This window comes from Marilutibacter maris, assembly GCF_003233695.1.
Classification (GTDB): Bacteria; Pseudomonadota; Gammaproteobacteria; order Xanthomonadales; family Xanthomonadaceae; genus Marilutibacter; species Marilutibacter maris.
Window position 1 is genome coordinate 1,935,359 of sequence record NZ_CP029843.1, and the last position, 15,532, is coordinate 1,950,890.

Consider the following 15,532-nt stretch of genomic DNA (forward strand, 5'->3'; position numbering starts at 1 on the left):
GAATCAGGGCCGCAGGTGCAGCACGTCGATGACCGGCGGGTTGAACAGACGCATCGGCAGGCCGACCTCGCCGACGCCGGCGGTGACGAAGGTCCGCACCGTGCCCTGCGGCGTCTCGAACAGGCGCTCGCCGCGGTCGAAGCCGTAGGCGCTGGGAATCACCCGCGGGTACAGCCACGGGATCCGGATCTGGCCGCCGTGGGTGTGTCCGGCCAGGACCAGGGCGGCGTCGCCAGGCGCCAGTTCGACCGCGCTGTCGGGGTTGTGCGCGAGCACCAGGGTTGGACGGTCCGTGGCCGGTGCCGCCTTCAGGAAGTCGGGGTCGTCCTTGCCGGCCCAGCGGTCGCCCAGGCCGGCCAGGCGCGTGCCGCCGGGGCCGGGCAGGATCCGGCCCTCGATCACCTCGACGCCGTGCGCGGCCAGCGCCGCGCGCAATTCGGCGTCGATGTCCTGTCCCGGCGCCTGCTGGTCGTGATTGCCGAGCACCGCGTAGACCGGTACCCGCACCGCCGCCAGCGGCGCGAACATCTCCCGCAGCGAGGCGCCATCGGGCTCGTAGGTCAGGTCGCCGGCGATCAGCACCGCGTCCACCGGCAGGGCATTGAGCCGCCCGACCACGCTTTCCAGGTAATCGCGCCGTTTGTAGACGCCCAGGTGGATGTCGCTGACCAGGGCCAGCGAGGTCCGCGCTCCAGTCCCGGCCAGGGTGGTTTCGCGCACCACCAGCAACTGCGGCTCGACGAAACGCGCCCACACGAACACCAGCAGCGCGGCGCTGGCGGCGCCCGCGAGCAGCCGCCACTGTCGGCGGCGCAGGCGCCACAGCAGCCAGGCCAGGACCGGAAGCGCCAGGTAGCTGCCGAGGAACAGCGCCTGTTTGATCTGCAGCTTGTCCATGCCGCGGGCTCAGCCTGACCGGATCACTTCTCCAGGAAGCGTTCCGCGTCCAGCGCCGCCATGCAGCCGAAGCCGGCCGAGGTGATCGCCTGGCGGTAGACCTGGTCGGCGACATCGCCGGCGGCGAACACACCCGGCACGCTGGTCGCGGTCGCCTCGCCGGCGAGGCCGGTCTTGATGGTGATGTAGCCGTTGTTCATCGCCAGCTGGCCCTCGAACAGGCCGGTGTTGGGGGTGTGGCCGATCGCCACGAACAGGCCGTGGATGTCCAGCTCGCGGGTCGAGTCGTCCTGCACCGACTTCACCCGCAGCCCGGTGACCCCGGCGTCGTTGCCCAGCACCTCGTCGACCACGTGGTGCCAGACCGGCTCGATCTTGCCGGCCTCGATCTTGGCGAACAGCTTGTCCTGCATGATCTTCTCCGCGCGCAGGGTATCGCGGCGGTGGACCAGGTAGACCTTGCGGGCGATGTTGGACAGGTACAGCGCCTCCTCGACCGCGGTGTTGCCGCCGCCGATCACCGCCACGTCCTGGTCCTTGTAGAAGAAGCCGTCGCAGGTCGCGCAGGCGGACACGCCGCGGCCCTTGAACGCCTCCTCGGACTCCAGCCCCAGGTACTTGGCGGTCGCGCCGGTGGAGATGATCAACGCGTCGCAGGTGTACTCGCCGTTGTCGCCGACCAGCTTGAACGGCCGCTCGGACAGGTCGGCGGTGTGGATGTGGTCGAACACCACCTCGGTGTCGAAGCGCTCGGCATGCGCCTGCATCCGCGCCATCAGGTCCGGGCCCATCAGTCCGTGGGCGTCGCCCGGCCAGTTGTCGACCTCGGTGGTGGTCATCAGCTGGCCGCCCATCTGCAGGCCGGTGATCATCACCGGCTTGAGGTTGGCGCGGGCCGCGTAGACGGCGGAGGTCCAGCCGGCGGGACCGGAGCCGAGGATGACGAGGCGGGCGTGCTTGGGAGGGGTCATGGGTATAATCGCAGCCTGTTGTGGCGCGCGTCCGCGCGCGTGGAGTCGGGTGTCGAACCGGTGTCCAACCGTGGGTGTCGAATCGTGTCTTCGGACGACGCGGCACCGGGGATACGCGCAGCGCCGATCGAGGTTCAATAGCTTGGAGGCGGCGTGTCGGCAAAACAAGGCGGCCGACGCGACGCTGGGTTCCACGCGACGGGCGCGCCGCCGGCGACGGAACGGCACGATGGGTGCGTGGCCCGGCGAGGGGGCGAGGCGAGGGCCCGCACGGACCGCGGATGTGTCCGGGTGCGGCCGGGGTTCGCGCGAGGGCATATCGGCGTGGCGAGCTCGCGGGATCGCCCCGGCATCCGCGCCGCACCCACCCGAGGCAGTGATTTTGCTGTATCTTCAACGACTAACGGAACCTAGCTGAGGCAGAACATCACGGTGGCGTCCGCGGCAAGCACAAGCAGAAAGAAGTCCCAATCCGCCGATCCCAAGCGCGCGCCGCCGTCGCCGCGCCGGCAGCGGCTGATGCGCGACATCGCCCTGATCCTGATCGCGCCGTTCCTGCTGTACCTGCTGGTCAGTCTGTTCACCTATTCGCCCGACGACCCGAGCTGGTCGCAGTCGGGCAGCGTCACCGCGCCGCTGCACAATGCCGGCGGCCAGGTCGGCGCCTGGATCGCCGACGTGCTGCTGTACCTGACCGGCTATGTCGCCTTCCTGCTGCCGCTGGTGCTGGGCCTGCTGGCCTGGATCGCCCTGTTCGGGATGGACAGCGACGGCGACGGCCAGGCCGACCTCGGTCCGGCCCTGCGCCTGGTCGGCATCGTCGGCTTCCTGGTGTCCTCGACCGGCTTCCTGCATCTGCGCCTGGGCGTGGCCGAGAACTTCTCCGCCGGCAGCGGCGGCATCCTCGGGCAGCTGGTCGGCAAGTCGCTCTACAGCGGTTTCGGTCCGGTCGGCGGCAACCTGTTCCTGCTCGCCCTGATGCTGGTCTCGGTCACCCTCGCCACCGGCATCTCGTGGCTGGCGGTGATGGACCGGATCGGCCAGTGGGTGATGGCGCTGGGGCCGTTGGCCTCCCGGCTGTTCCGCGACGGCAGCAAGCAGGCCAGCCAGTGGCAGCAGACCCGGGCGATGCGCGAGGAGCGCGAGGAGGTCCGCAAGGTCGACAGCGAACTGCGCGCCAAGCGCGCGCCGGTCAGGATCGAGCCGCCGCCGGCACCGGTGGTGGAGAAGAGCGAACGCGCCAAGCGCGAGACCCAGATTCCGCTGTTCCACGCCGGCGACGGCTCCGGCATCCCGCCGCTGGCGCTGCTGGACGATCCCAAGCCGCAGCCCAAGGGCTACGACGAGCAGACCCTGGAGACGCTGTCGCGGCAGATCGAGTTCAAGCTCAAGGATTTCCGCATCGAGACCCAGGTGGTCGGCGCCTATCCGGGCCCGGTGATCACCCGCTTCGAGATCGAGCCGGCGCCGGGCGTGAAGGTCAGCCAGATCAGTTCGCTGGACAAGGACATCGCCCGCGGCCTGTCGGTGAAATCGGTGCGCGTGGTCGACGTGATCCCGGGCAAGTCGGTGATCGGCCTGGAGATTCCGAACACCTCGCGGGAAATGATCTTCCTGTCCGAGCTGCTGCGCTCGAAGGAATACGACAAGGCCGCCAGCCCGCTGACCCTGGCGCTGGGCAAGGACATCGCCGGTCGTCCGACCGTCGCCGATCTGGCGCGGATGCCGCATCTGCTGGTCGCCGGCACCACCGGTTCGGGCAAGTCGGTCGCGGTCAACGCGATGGTGCTGAGCCTGCTCTACAAGGCGTCCTCGAAAGACCTGAAGATGCTGATGATCGACCCGAAGATGCTCGAGTTGAGCGTCTACGAGGGCATTCCGCATCTGCTGGCGCCGGTGGTCACCGACATGAAGGAGGCCGCCAACGGCCTGCGCTGGTGCGTGGCGGAAATGGAGCGCCGCTACAAGCTGATGAGCGCGGTCGGCGTGCGCAACCTGGCCGGCTTCAACAAGAAGGTCCGCGACGCCCAGGACGCCGGGCAGCCGATGGTCGACCCGCTGTTCAAGCCCAATCCCGAAATCGAGGAGGCGCCGCCGACGCTGGAGCCGCTGCCGTACATCGTCGTGTTCATCGACGAGTTCGCCGACATGATGATGATCGTCGGCAAGAAGGTCGAGGAGCTGATCGCGCGCCTGGCGCAGAAGGCCCGCGCCGCCGGCATCCACCTGATCCTGGCGACCCAGCGGCCGTCGGTCGACGTGATCACCGGCCTGATCAAGGCCAACGTGCCGACCCGGATCGCGTTCCAGGTGTCGAGCAAGATCGACTCGCGCACGATCCTCGACCAGTCCGGCGCCGAGACCCTGCTCGGCAACGGCGACATGCTGTACCTGCCGCCGGGCACCGCGATGCCCGAGCGCGTGCACGGCGCCTTCGTCTCCGACGAGGAGGTGCACCGCGTGGTCGAGCACCTGAAGGAGGCCGGCGGCGGTCCGGACTACATCGCGGGCGTGCTCGACGAGGTGCAGACCCTGGGCGACGGTTCGGTCGTCGGCGCCACCGGCCTGCCCGAGAGCGGCGGAGGCGGCGACGAGTCCGATCCGCTCTACGACCAGGCCGTGCAGATCGTCACCGAGACCCGGCGCGCATCGATTTCCGGCGTGCAGCGGCGGTTGAAGATCGGCTACAACCGGGCCGCCCGCCTGGTCGAGGCGATGGAGGCCGCCGGCGTGGTCAGCGCACCCGAGCACAACGGCGACCGCACCGTGCTGGCACCGCCACCGCCGCGCGACTGATGCCGGTCCGGATCCGGGCTCGAAACCGCCGCTGGCGGTTCGCATGGGTGGCATGGCTGATGGCCGCTGCCGCCCAGGCCGCCGATCCCGTCAGCCCGGCCGCGCCCGGTCGCGAGCCGCCCCTGATCGAGCAGCAGCGCCCGCCGATCCTCGACCTGTCGATCCCACCGGAGCGACGCGCCGACCTGTCGAGCTGCGGCGAGGCTTCCAGCGCGTGGCTGGACGAGGTGGCCCAGACCTGTTGGCCGGTGCTGCAGGCCGCCCAGCGCTACACCCTGGCCGAGTTCGCGGCCTACGAGGCCATCAACGCGCGGCGCAAGGAACGCGCCGATGCGTCGGCGCTGAAGTCCGAAGCGCTGGAGCGGTTCGAGGCGCTCTTCGAGGCGGTCGGCGAGCCGCGCTGGCCGCTGCAGAAGTTCCTGCTGATCAAGACGCTCGCGGAAGAGGCGCTGCTGCACGAGGCCTTCGGCGACTACCCGCGGGCATTGCGGGCCAACGCGCGGTTGATCGCACTGGCGGAGCGCGCCACCGATGACAGGGGCGCGATGGAATTCCGGCTGGCAGCGGCCTATCAGAGGCACTGCGAGTACCTGCTGGCGCTGTCGCGAAGGCAGGAGGCCCGGGCCGTGCATGCAAAGGCGTTGGCGCTGCTGGACACCCCGTACGGCTACAAGAACGCCTGGTTCGTGTCGAAGGTCAACAGCCTGATGGCCCTGGACGCGATCGCCGAGGGCGAGACCGATGCCGCGCTGGCGATCGTGGATCCGTACCTGGCGCGGGCGCGTGCGATGGAGGAGGGCATGCGGCTCGGGCTGAGCCGGCATATCGATCTCAAGCTGTACCTGCTGGCAAGGCAGGGCCAGGCCGGGGCGGTGCTGGCATTGCTGGACGAGCGTCTGGCCCGGGAACGGCACTCGCAGTGCATCCGCAGCGACCGCTTCTTCCCCTATGTGCTGGCGCCGCTGCGCGACGATCCGGAGGTGGCCGCGAAGCTGTCGGCGATCGCCTGCTCCGCGCGCGACCTGGCGCGGATGGACGAGATTGCCGCCAACGGGCTGCTCGACCCGGACGGCAAGGTGCTGTTGCCGCCCGAGCGGTCCCGCTGAGATGGGGCGACGCGCGCGGTGCGGGGCGTGCCCGGGCCGCCGGTCCGATCGCTCGCGCGGCCCTGGATCGACGGAGCGTCTGCATTCATCCTGAACTCGGCACACTCGCCGCAACGACTTTCCGAAGGATGCCCGCGATGCGTCTGACCCAACTGACCACCCTGATCGTCGCCCTGGCCACGCTGCTGTTCGTTTCCGGCGTCCATGCCGGTGCCCGCGAGGACATGGCGCGTTTCACCCAGGGCCTGAAGGGCCTGGACGGCGAATTCACCCAGAAGGTGTTCGACGCCAACGGCCGACTCAAGGAAACCTCGACCGGCAAGGTCGCGGTGTCGGCGCCGCGCCAGTTCCGCTGGGAGTACCTGACCCCGTACCCGCAGCTGATCGTCGCCGACGGCAAGACGGTGTGGATCTACGATCCGGACCTGGAGCAGGTCAGCCGCCGGCCGCAGGGTGTCGAGGAGCAGAACAATCCGCTGGGCGCGCTGGTCGACCCGGCCCGGCTCGACGCCCAGTTCGTGGTCACCGAGGCCGGCCAGTCCGACGGACTGAGCTGGCTGACGCTGGCGCCGAAGGATGGCAGCGAGGCCAGCTTCAGTTCGGCACGGCTGGGCTTCCGCGGCGGCGCGCTGGCGCGGATGAACATCGTCGACACGCTCGGCCAGCGCACCGAGATCGAGTTCAGCCCCTGGACCCGCAATCCGGGCTTCGCCAAGGGCACCTTCGACTACACGCCGCCGCAAGGCGTGGACGTGATCGGCGAGGGTTGAGGGCCGAGCGCTCGGACCAACGATGCCCGCCCGTAGGAGCGGCGTGAGCCGCGATCTGGCGTTCGTGGGAAGGCTTGCCGCAGTCTGCACGCTCCTGCGGAAGAGCCGCGGCCGGCGTTACCGGCACGCAGTGGTGCCGCCTCGTCCCGATTTCCCACCGAGCCGGTCTCGCCCTGGCGGACGCCCGATTGGTATCGTGGGCGTCCCCACCGTCATCCGCGCCCCGAATCTTGTCACGCCGTGCTTCGCAATCGCCGCCTGAAACGCCGGACCTGCTGGGTCCCGGTGCCGAGTCGTCTTTGTCGCCAGCGACAGGCGAGGCGACGATAGAGCCGTCCGCAAACGCGTCGCTTCGCCCGCTGGCCGAGCGCATGCGTCCGGCCAGCATCGACGAGATGGTCGGCCAGCGTCGCCTGCTGGCCGAAGGCACGGCGCTGCGCCGCGCCATCGAGGGCGGTCACGTCCATTCGATGGTGCTGTGGGGGCCGCCGGGCTGCGGCAAGACCACGCTCGCCCTGCTGCTGGCCAAGTACGCCGATGCCGAGTTCCGCGCGATCTCGGCGGTGCTGTCGGGGCTGCCTGAGGTGCGCAAGGTGCTGGCCGAGGCCGAGCACCGTTTCGTCAACGGCCGCCGCACGGTGCTGTTCGTCGACGAGGTCCACCGCTTCAACAAGGTCCAGCAGGACGCGTTCCTGCCGCATATCGAGCGCGGCACGATCCTGTTCGTCGGCGCGACCACCGAGAACCCCTCGTTCGAGCTGAATTCCGCGTTGCTGTCGCGCTGCCGCGTGCACGTGCTGGAAGCGGTGTCGGCCGAGGACATCGCCGTCGCCCTGCGGCACGCCCTGGACGACGAGGCGCGCGGCCTGGGCGCGCAGGCGGTCGAGGTCGACGATGCCTGCCTGAACGAGATCGCCCGCGCCGCCGACGGCGATGTGCGCCGCGCCCTGACCCTGCTGGAGATCGCCGCCGAGCTGGCGGCCGAGGAGGGCGGCCGGATCACCGAGGCGACCCTGATGCAGGTGCTGGCCGACCGCACCCGCCGCTTCGACAAGGGCGGCGAGCAGTTCTACGACCAGATCTCGGCGCTGCACAAGTCGGTGCGCAGCTCCAATCCCGACGCCGCGCTGTACTGGCTGGCGCGGATGCTCGACGGCGGTTGCGACCCGGTCTACCTCGCACGCCGGCTGACCCGGATGGCGGTCGAGGACATCGGCCTGGCCGATCCGCGCGCCTTGCAGATGGCCACCGACGCCTGGGATACCTACGAGCGCCTGGGCAGCCCCGAGGGCGATCTGGCATTGGCGCAGGTCGCGATCTATCTGGCCAGCACCGCCAAGTCCAATGCCGCCTATGCGGCGTTCAAGGCGGCGCGCGCCGACGTGCGCGAGTTCGGCACCCAGGACGTGCCGATGCACCTGCGCAACGCGCCGACCAAACTGATGAAGTCGCTGGGCTACTCGAAGGGCTACCAGTACGATCACGATGCCGAGGGCGGCATTGCGCTGGACCAGACCGGCTTTCCCGATGCGATGGGCGAGCGGGTCTACTACCGACCGGTCGAGCGCGGCATGGAGATCAAGCTGGGCGAGAAGCTCGGACGCCTGCGCGAGAAGCGCGAACGGGCCCGGCGCGAAGCCGGCGAGCGTGGGGACTGACCGGGGGCGCGATGTCGATTCCGCTTTGGTGGCAACAACTGCTGGTGGTGATGTGCGGCGGTGCGCTGGGCGCGGCCGGGCGCTACTGGCTGGGCGGCGTGCTGCTGCGGCACATGGGCAACGGATTCCCGTGGGGCACCTTCGCCGCCAATCTGATCGGCTCGTTCGCCGCCGGTTTCCTCGCCATCTGGCTGGAAGGGCGCGGCCCGGCCGGTCTGTACTGGAAGGCGTTCCTGATCGTCGGCGTGCTGGGCGCGCTGACCACCTATTCGGCGCTGATGCTCGACTGCCTGCTGTACGCGCGCTCCGAGCGCACGCCGCTGATGTTCCTGTACCTCGGCCTGACCCTGGCCTGCGGCCTGTTCCTGGTCTGGAGCGGCGCCCGGGTCGCGATGATGGTCAGGGGATGAGCGCGGGGATGAGCGGGAACGGTCGGGCGGCGGCGTTCAGCACGGCCCGACCTCCTGCCACTCGTTGCCCTCCTTGCGGTAAGCGCGTCCGTCGATGCACTTGCCGCCGGACTGCTGCAGCGCCTGGCGTTCGCGCTGCGCCTGTTCGCGCATGACGCGTTCGCGTTCCGCGGCTTCGATCCGCTTGCGCCGGATCTCGTTCAGCGCGGCCTCGCGCTGATCCTTGGACAGGGGCCGGTCGTCGGTCGCCGGCGCGGTTGCCGGTGCCGGCGTCGTCGTCTGTGGGGCACGTGCCGCGTCGCGATCGGCGCAGCCTCCGATCAGCGGCAGGACCACCGCGATCGTCGTGATCCAGGCGCTGGCGCGAAGACCTCGCGTCGGCATGCTTGTCTGATCCATCGTGTACTCGCAGGCGGCGAACTCCCGGCAATGGTAATCTGAAGCCGAGCGCCCCCGCAGCGCCTGGGGCGCCCGGCCTTGTTCCTCTGTGACCGCGATCAAGGCCCGGATCCGGTATCGGACCGCAAACGCGGCGCGCTGGAGGAAAACCTCTTGCACGACGATCGTCAGCCAAGGGTTCCACTGAAGTCCGAAGGGCTCGGCCCGTTCTCGGTGGCGGCGCTGATCGTTGTCCTGGTGATACTCGCCGCACTGGGCGCGCTGCCCGGGCCGGTCGCGTGGGAGCTGATCGGGCACTAGTCGCGCGCCGGCGCCGAGCGGCGTATCCGCTCCATGCTCAGGCGATCTCCCTCAGCCATGCCAGCAGCTTCGCCTCGGGGCTGCCGTCCGACGGCGGCGCCGGTGACAGCAGGCAGTAGCGCGTACCGTCCTCGACGAAGCCCAGCGGCGCGGTCAGCAGGCCGCTGTCGAGATCGTCGCGCACCAGGTGCCACGGACCGATCGCGACCCCGAGCCCGGCGACCGCCGCCTGCAGGCTGAAGTAGAAGTGCTCGAACTGCTGTTCCGGTGCCGGCGGCAGCGCGCATCCGGTTGCCGCCGCCCACGCGTCCCAGGCCGATGGCCGCGTGCGCGTATGCAGCCGCGGGGCATGCGCCTGCAGGGCGGGGGAGGCGTGGGCGCCGGCGAGCCAGTCCCCGGCCCGATCCGGGCGGCAGACCGGGCCGGTACGCTCCTCGAACAGGTGCTCGGCGTGGTAGTGGGGCGGCCACGGGAAGTCGGCGCGCCGGATCGCCAGGTCGACGCCGTCGTCGAAGGAGAACGGGCCGCCGCCGGCGACCAGATGGAAATCCAGTTGCGGGTGTCGGGCGGTGAAATCGGGCCAGCGCGGAATCAGCCAGCGCATCAACAGGGTCGGTTCGCACGACAGCACCCGCCGTGTCGATCGACGGGCGCCGGCGCGCAACTCGGCGGTGGCCTGGCGAATCACCGCCAGTCCCTCGGAGGCGGCGCCCGCCAGCCGGCGCCCGGCATCGGTCAGGAACACCCGCCGGTTGCGGCGCTGGAACAGGGCCACCCCCAGATCGTCCTCCAGCAGCCGCACGGCACGGCTGATCGCGCCGTGGGTCAGGTGCAGGGCTTCGGCGGCCTGGCTGAAGTTCTCCAGTCGCGCCGCGGCCTCGAAACAGCGCAGGGCCTGGAGAGAGGGCAGGCGCCGGTCCGCTTTATGTGAGTAATCATCACCGATGTCGTCAGTAAACATCGCTATTGTCCGGGCACCTATGTCAATAGATTGAGCGAGTATCGCAGACATCCGGAAGCGCCGGGCATGACCGAACTGATAGCTGTAATCACGATAACCCTGGTCGCCGTGATCAGTCCGGGGCCCGATTTCGCGATGGTCTCGCGCAACAGCCTGATGCTGTCACGCCGCGCCGGCGTGCTGACCGCACTGGGCATCGGCCTGGGGGTGCTGGTCCATGTCGGCTACACGATGCTGGGCGTGGGGCTGTTGATCCGGCAGTCGCGCTGGATGTTCGACACGATCAAGCTGCTCGGCGCCGCCTACCTGATCTATCTGGGCATCAGGATGCTGCTCGCGCGGCCGCGGCAGGCCCAGGGCGTCGCGCCCGCGGTGGCTTTGTCGGATATGGCGGCGCTGCGCAGCGGCTTCCTGACCAACGTGCTCAACCCCAAGACCACGGTCTTCATCGTCAGCCTGTTCATGCAGGTCGTGCAGCCGCAAACGCCGCTCGCGATCCAGCTCGGCTACGGCGCCTTCATTTCCCTGGCGCACATCGCCTGGTTCGGCCTGGTCGCGCTGTGCTTCTCCGCCCGTACGGTACGCGGGCAGCTGCTGGCGATCGGCCACTGGATCGACCGCCTGTTCGGAGGGCTGCTGGTCGGATTCGGCCTGTTGCTGGCGCAGGGGCAACGCTAGGGCGGGGCGGGCAAGACACATGACCATGTGTCGGGTGTCGATGAGTGCAGTTGCGCGGCCATGACGGGGGCGCTGCCGATGTGGGCGGCCGACTCTCAACTGGCAGATTGAGGTGAAGAGGAGGAGCCCACCACGTCGCGACGTCCGGCGCCGGTCACCTTTGGTATCCGAGCGATCTGTCGAGTCCTATTTGTGCACTCCACGAACTGTGTATACCCAGTTCGCCTGTTTACTGGCTGTCGATTGGTCAATAAGCTCTGTCGCAGCCACCTATCTTGAGCGCTTGTCGAGCGGCGATCACCCAGCGATCGCGGGGGCTGAAAATTCGGGTTTGGATTCAGCAGGGCAGAGGCTGTAAGTGGATAAAGTACACTGACTCGAGGGCTCAACAGCTATGGCAAGGACCGCTCATGGATCAGAATCAGTACAACGCAATGGTGGAATCAACCAAGCGTTTTGCGATGTTGGCCGAGGCTTTGGGACGCAATGCCAGCAATGCGATTGAGCGGCAGGAAAAATCCGCCGCCGACCTCCAGCAAACGGCTATCAATGCGAATACTCAACTGCAGGCGAGTGTCGGTGAAGCGGGCGATCGGTTGGAGCGCGTTCTCAATCAAGCCGTCGAGCGCTGCCTTGCACCGGGTGCGCAGCAGTTCGATGCGGCCACGCGCGATCTCGTGCGCCATCTGCAGCAGGCGGGGGAAGCTGCGCGGGGCGATCAAGCGCAATTCGCTTCCGGACTAAGGACACTGCTGCGCAAGGCCAATGCGCTGGGCTGGCTCTCAGTGGGGTTGCTGGTTCTGGGAGGGTTTGGCCTTCTCTACTACCAGGCCCAGGCTTATCGGGATGCGCGGGAACGCACGCGTGCCGCCGAAGTCGAGGCGACCATTGCCGAGGCCATGAAGCGCGCGCATGTCACATCCTGCGGCGGCCACCCTTGCCTGAAGCTCGATCAGGAAACCCCTCGTTGGGGTAAGGGCGGCGAATACGTTCTATTGGATATTGCGCCTTCGACACAGGAGCAGACATCCGGATCGCAATAACTTGTTCCAATCGCGGTCGGCACTCCGGCCGACGGGGATGTGACCGCGGAATCAGGACCCCTCGAAACGTGTGTTCACGGTGTCGTACCACGGTGTGCACAAGCGCTCCTGGCGCTCTGCTGATTCGAAAGACGCCGTCCACACCAGCCCATCCTTTGTCTGCAGCGGCGAACTCAGCAATTTCTCATCGAACGGCATGACGCCAACGCACCACCGCAGGCGTTTCGGTAACGACGGCCCCTGCAGCATCACCTGGAACTGGGCAGCCAGGCTCGCACCTGGCGCCAACTCGACCCCCAGAGGCGTCGGCGGCGAGGTCGGCGACGGGTCCGGCAAGGGCATGGCAGCGTGCACCAAAGTCACGTCTTCGCCGGTTGACTCCTGCATCGGTACCCCGACCCCGCCCAAGGTCTGTTGTCCGATGTCCGCACCGTGCACGGTGCCTCGATCGAACACAATCAGCGGGACTTGCCCGTCATTGCGCAGCGCATAGCGCACATCCGCCACCAAACGGCCCGGACGTACGTCAAAGGCGACCAGTAAATGCGTATCGAAGGGGCCTTGGACCCGGGCTTCGGGGAGTGAATCGACGGTGACGGAGGGCGAGGACATGAGGGACTCCGAGGGCAGGGAAGACTTGGCCCCGGTGCAGGCGCTGAGCGCCACGACCGAGAAGAAAATAGCGCTCAGCCGATGCATTATCGACACATGCCTCCGGTACTGGCCACTGGATCTTCAGGCTGCTCGATCTGCGGTGAGCCGATCTGCCCGGGTTGATTCGGCGATTGCTCACTCTGTTGGCGCATGAGTTCGGCCACACCCTGTTCCTTGAACGTGCCGCTGTCTCGCTCGTACAAGCTGCTGGAAGCTCGCGCCAGTCCTTGAAGATCACCATTTTCCGACGCCGCGAGCATGCGGTCCAGCAGCGGATCTCCGGTGGTTGCGAGCGAAGTGCCACCGGTTCCGGTCGGCGCCATTGCGGTCGGCGAGCCCATGCCGCCGTTCCATGTTGACGGGAAATTGTAATTGGGCCGTAGCGGCAGGCCCATTTCCTGACGAAGCGCGTTTTCGTTGAACGGGTTGACCGTGCTGGGGCCACTGCCACCCGGGAAGTTGTGGCTCACACCATCGTTTGGAAGCCCGGTGGCCTGCAGCTCCGCGCGTTGGATACCGTTATCCTGACCGGGCTGGGCGGAGGCGCCCCGCTGCATGGTGCCGGTGACTACATTGTAGGAATGCGATAGCTCGTGAAAAAGCGTGTGTGCGGCGTCTGGTGCAGGGGGCATTCCGGTTCCTCGAGGGCAGCGTCCACGATTCAATCGCCGACCAATGGGATGAAAGTCATCCAGCCCACGCTTTGTCCCGCGAGACCTTCTCGATCGCATCTTCGGACGAGATGACAAAGGCATGTATCTACCTGATCTCTGATAGGCCGCTGGCACCGACAATTGGCAAGGTTCCAGAACTGTCACTTGGAACCAAGGTGGTGCAGGTCCAAATATGGGACATTTCCCGTCTCGCGCGGGTCGAAGCATCTGTGGGCGGCCGCGAAGAGATCGTCATCGACTTCCTCAGGGAATATGAGGAAGGAATTCCGGCACTTCCCGCGGGGCTGGACAGCGCTTCGCACTATGACTCCTACATGTGTGTCATGCCCGGAAATATTCTTGCCGATCTCTATGATCGGTTCGGCGGGCGCATCTTGGAACAGAATGTCCGTGCGTTTCTTGGCGACAACCGCAAGGTCAACAAAGGCATCCGGAATACGCTGCGCACCGAGCCAGAGCTGTTTTTTGCGTTCAATAACGGCCTGACGGTGACTGTGTCCAACCTCATCAGCGATATCCACGAGATGGGCCATACCCAGATCATAAAGGCGACAGGATTGCAGATCGTCAACGGAGGTCAGACGACCGCGTCGCTTTACTGGGCCCGCAAGGCCGGTCTCGACCTATCCAAGGTCAGGGTACAGATGAAACTCTCACGCCTTCCGGAGGAGGGTTTCGAGGATGCTGTTCACAACATCGCGCGCTTTGCAAATGCACAGAACGCGGTATCGGCCTCTGACCTTTTCGCGGGGCATCCTTACTTCAAGCGCTTGGAGGGGATCTCTCGTCAGACCTTGGCGCCTCCTGGAAAGCCTGGAGATGCACCAAGCTACTGGTACTTCGAACGAACCACCGGAAGCTACAAGGTCGAGCTGAAGCGCAAGAGCGGTATGGCGGCCAAGACTTGGCAACTACTGCATCCAAAGAAGCAGGTGCTGACAAAGACCGATGTTGCTCGCTACGACATGACCTTTGAGGGCGCGCCACACCAAGTAAGCTCGGGTGCACAGAAGAATATTGCAGCGTTCGGGAAGGTCATCAGCCGGGCATGGGACGTGGATCCGACCAGTTTCGATCTTCCCTACTACGAGCGGTTAGTTGGACGGGCGATCCTCACTCGTGCCGTAGACGCCGCGATCCCTGCACAGGATTGGTATCCAGGATCCATCTTGCGTCCACTGACCTCTTACACGCTTTCGCTCATGAGCAGTCGGATGCAGGCAAAGGATCTTCAGCCCAACTACGTGGCGATCTGGAAGGCGCAGCGGGCGCCAGATTCCTTTATGCAGGAGGCTATACGAGTCGCCAAGTTGTTGCTTCCACTTCTTCAGGAAATCCCGGAAGAGCAGGTCCGCAATCGACTCATAACCGAATGGGTGAAGCGGGAGGCTTGCTGGGAGCGGGTGAAAGGCAGCAACATCCAACTATCCGTGGCATTCATGGAAACTTTGATTCCAGAAACGAGAGTCGTTCCGCAGCGTGAGGACTGGCGTACAAATGCGACCCTTCTCTGGCATTCGGGTTCATGGAAACGCCTGGACGAATGGAACAAGAAAACCGAGATCCTGACCCCGGGCGAAACCGAACTGGTCGGCTGGGCGGCCATCACCTCCGAGTTCTCTCCCCGTGGACTTCGGCTGACCAAACTTAAGGAGGCTTGGAACCGAGCGGTTGAGCACGGATTCGTCTAAGGCAACGCTGAAAAAGTCAGTTCTGAATGTGGGAATAGCCTCACCCCCTGTTCTCACGGAATCGGGCGATCCACTAGGTCATCTGCTACAAACCAAGCGCACGCCCTTCCGGTGGAAGAACCCAGAAACCGGACTCGAGTCGAGTCCACTCCTGCGCGAATGTGCGGGCCAAGGCATTCTTGGGGACAGGGTTTGAAGGGAGGAAGGAACAACCGCCCCAGACTCCCGTGGAGACATAGCGCGCCCGCTTACCTAGTTCGATATAAATCGCTTCTCGCACAGCAGCCACGCTGCAATTTCGAACCTGTAACGTAACCGATGCCCCTTGTCGTGTGGCGGCCCAGGTCGCCGAGCAGGGCTGGATCCCTCCGTGGCAAGTCCCCGAGTCAATCAATACGAGAAGGGTGCCCACGTGCCCCTCCATGCAACCGCCAGGCGTTTGGCGGAAGTCCCCACCGCCTTCTTGTTTGCCGAAGACGAGCAGCTGGCGAAGTTGCTGCTGCTGTGGGCAGAGATGAGTCCTT

At 66.6% G+C, this 15,532-nt stretch carries 14 protein-coding genes; 8 read left to right on the plus strand and 6 right to left on the minus strand.

The window, feature by feature from the left end:
- Positions 1–3: 3 nt before the first annotated feature.
- Both C9I47_RS08510 and trxB read right to left on the minus strand, forming a co-directional pair.
- On the minus strand, positions 4–897 hold the full coding sequence (locus C9I47_RS08510; protein WP_111266359.1) for a metallophosphoesterase: 894 nt from the start codon (positions 895–897) through the stop codon (positions 4–6).
- Between the two features lie 23 nt (positions 898–920).
- Entirely contained in the window at positions 921–1,868 is a 948-nt protein-coding gene (gene trxB / locus C9I47_RS08515) for a thioredoxin-disulfide reductase (RefSeq protein WP_111266360.1), read from the minus strand.
- A 432-nt stretch (positions 1,869–2,300) separates the two neighbouring features.
- Here trxB and C9I47_RS08520 point away from each other — a divergent pair, with 432 nt between their 5' ends.
- The 5 genes from C9I47_RS08520 to crcB all read left to right on the plus strand — a co-directional run bounded on the left by C9I47_RS08520 (position 2,301) and on the right by crcB (position 8,608).
- Positions 2,301–4,664, plus strand: coding sequence for a DNA translocase FtsK (locus C9I47_RS08520; protein WP_223250334.1), 2,364 nt, complete (start codon positions 2,301–2,303; stop codon positions 4,662–4,664).
- A 59-nt stretch (positions 4,665–4,723) separates the two neighbouring features.
- On the plus strand, positions 4,724–5,770 hold the full coding sequence (locus C9I47_RS08525; RefSeq protein WP_145985457.1) for a hypothetical protein: 1,047 nt from the start codon (positions 4,724–4,726) through the stop codon (positions 5,768–5,770).
- Between the two features lie 128 nt (positions 5,771–5,898).
- Positions 5,899–6,540: an outer membrane lipoprotein chaperone LolA gene (gene lolA, locus C9I47_RS08530; protein ID WP_407067511.1), complete on the plus strand. Its 642-nt coding sequence runs from the start codon at positions 5,899–5,901 to the stop codon at positions 6,538–6,540.
- A gap of 371 nt (positions 6,541–6,911) precedes the next feature.
- Complete coding sequence (locus C9I47_RS08535) at positions 6,912–8,198, plus strand: replication-associated recombination protein A (RefSeq protein WP_111266364.1); 1,287 nt, start codon at positions 6,912–6,914, stop codon at positions 8,196–8,198.
- 11 nt (positions 8,199–8,209) lie between these two features.
- Positions 8,210–8,608 (plus strand): fluoride efflux transporter CrcB, encoded by a 399-nt coding sequence (crcB, locus tag C9I47_RS08540; RefSeq protein ID WP_111266365.1) that lies wholly within the window; start codon positions 8,210–8,212, stop codon positions 8,606–8,608.
- Positions 8,609–8,644: 36 nt separating this feature from the next.
- Here the strand turns inward: crcB and C9I47_RS17515 are convergent, their stop codons facing one another.
- Positions 8,645–9,304, minus strand: coding sequence for a hypothetical protein (locus C9I47_RS17515; RefSeq protein WP_141483112.1), 660 nt, complete (start codon positions 9,302–9,304; stop codon positions 8,645–8,647).
- 40 nt (positions 9,305–9,344) lie between these two features.
- Entirely contained in the window at positions 9,345–10,268 is a 924-nt protein-coding gene (locus C9I47_RS08555; RefSeq protein WP_111266368.1) for a LysR family transcriptional regulator, read from the minus strand.
- A 66-nt stretch (positions 10,269–10,334) separates the two neighbouring features.
- On the opposite strand from C9I47_RS08555, the gene C9I47_RS08560 reads away from it, so the two are divergent.
- A complete protein-coding gene (locus C9I47_RS08560) occupies positions 10,335–10,946 on the plus strand; it encodes a LysE family transporter (RefSeq protein WP_111266369.1) in 612 nt (203 codons plus the stop codon).
- 410 nt (positions 10,947–11,356) lie between these two features.
- On the plus strand, positions 11,357–11,989 hold the full coding sequence (locus C9I47_RS17520; protein WP_145985458.1) for a hypothetical protein: 633 nt from the start codon (positions 11,357–11,359) through the stop codon (positions 11,987–11,989).
- A 51-nt stretch (positions 11,990–12,040) separates the two neighbouring features.
- Here C9I47_RS17520 and C9I47_RS08570 read toward each other — a convergent pair whose 3' ends face one another.
- Both C9I47_RS08570 and C9I47_RS08575 read right to left on the minus strand, forming a co-directional pair.
- Entirely contained in the window at positions 12,041–12,601 is a 561-nt protein-coding gene (locus tag C9I47_RS08570; protein WP_145985459.1) for a hypothetical protein, read from the minus strand.
- A gap of 86 nt (positions 12,602–12,687) precedes the next feature.
- A complete protein-coding gene (locus C9I47_RS08575) occupies positions 12,688–13,275 on the minus strand; it encodes a M91 family zinc metallopeptidase (RefSeq protein WP_190238638.1) in 588 nt (195 codons plus the stop codon).
- On the opposite strand from C9I47_RS08575, the gene C9I47_RS08580 reads away from it, so the two are divergent.
- Positions 13,251–15,008, plus strand: coding sequence for an AIPR family protein (locus C9I47_RS08580; RefSeq protein ID WP_190238639.1), 1,758 nt, complete (start codon positions 13,251–13,253; stop codon positions 15,006–15,008). The genes C9I47_RS08575 and C9I47_RS08580 overlap by 25 nt on opposite strands.
- The last annotated feature ends 524 nt before the right edge of the window (positions 15,009–15,532 follow it).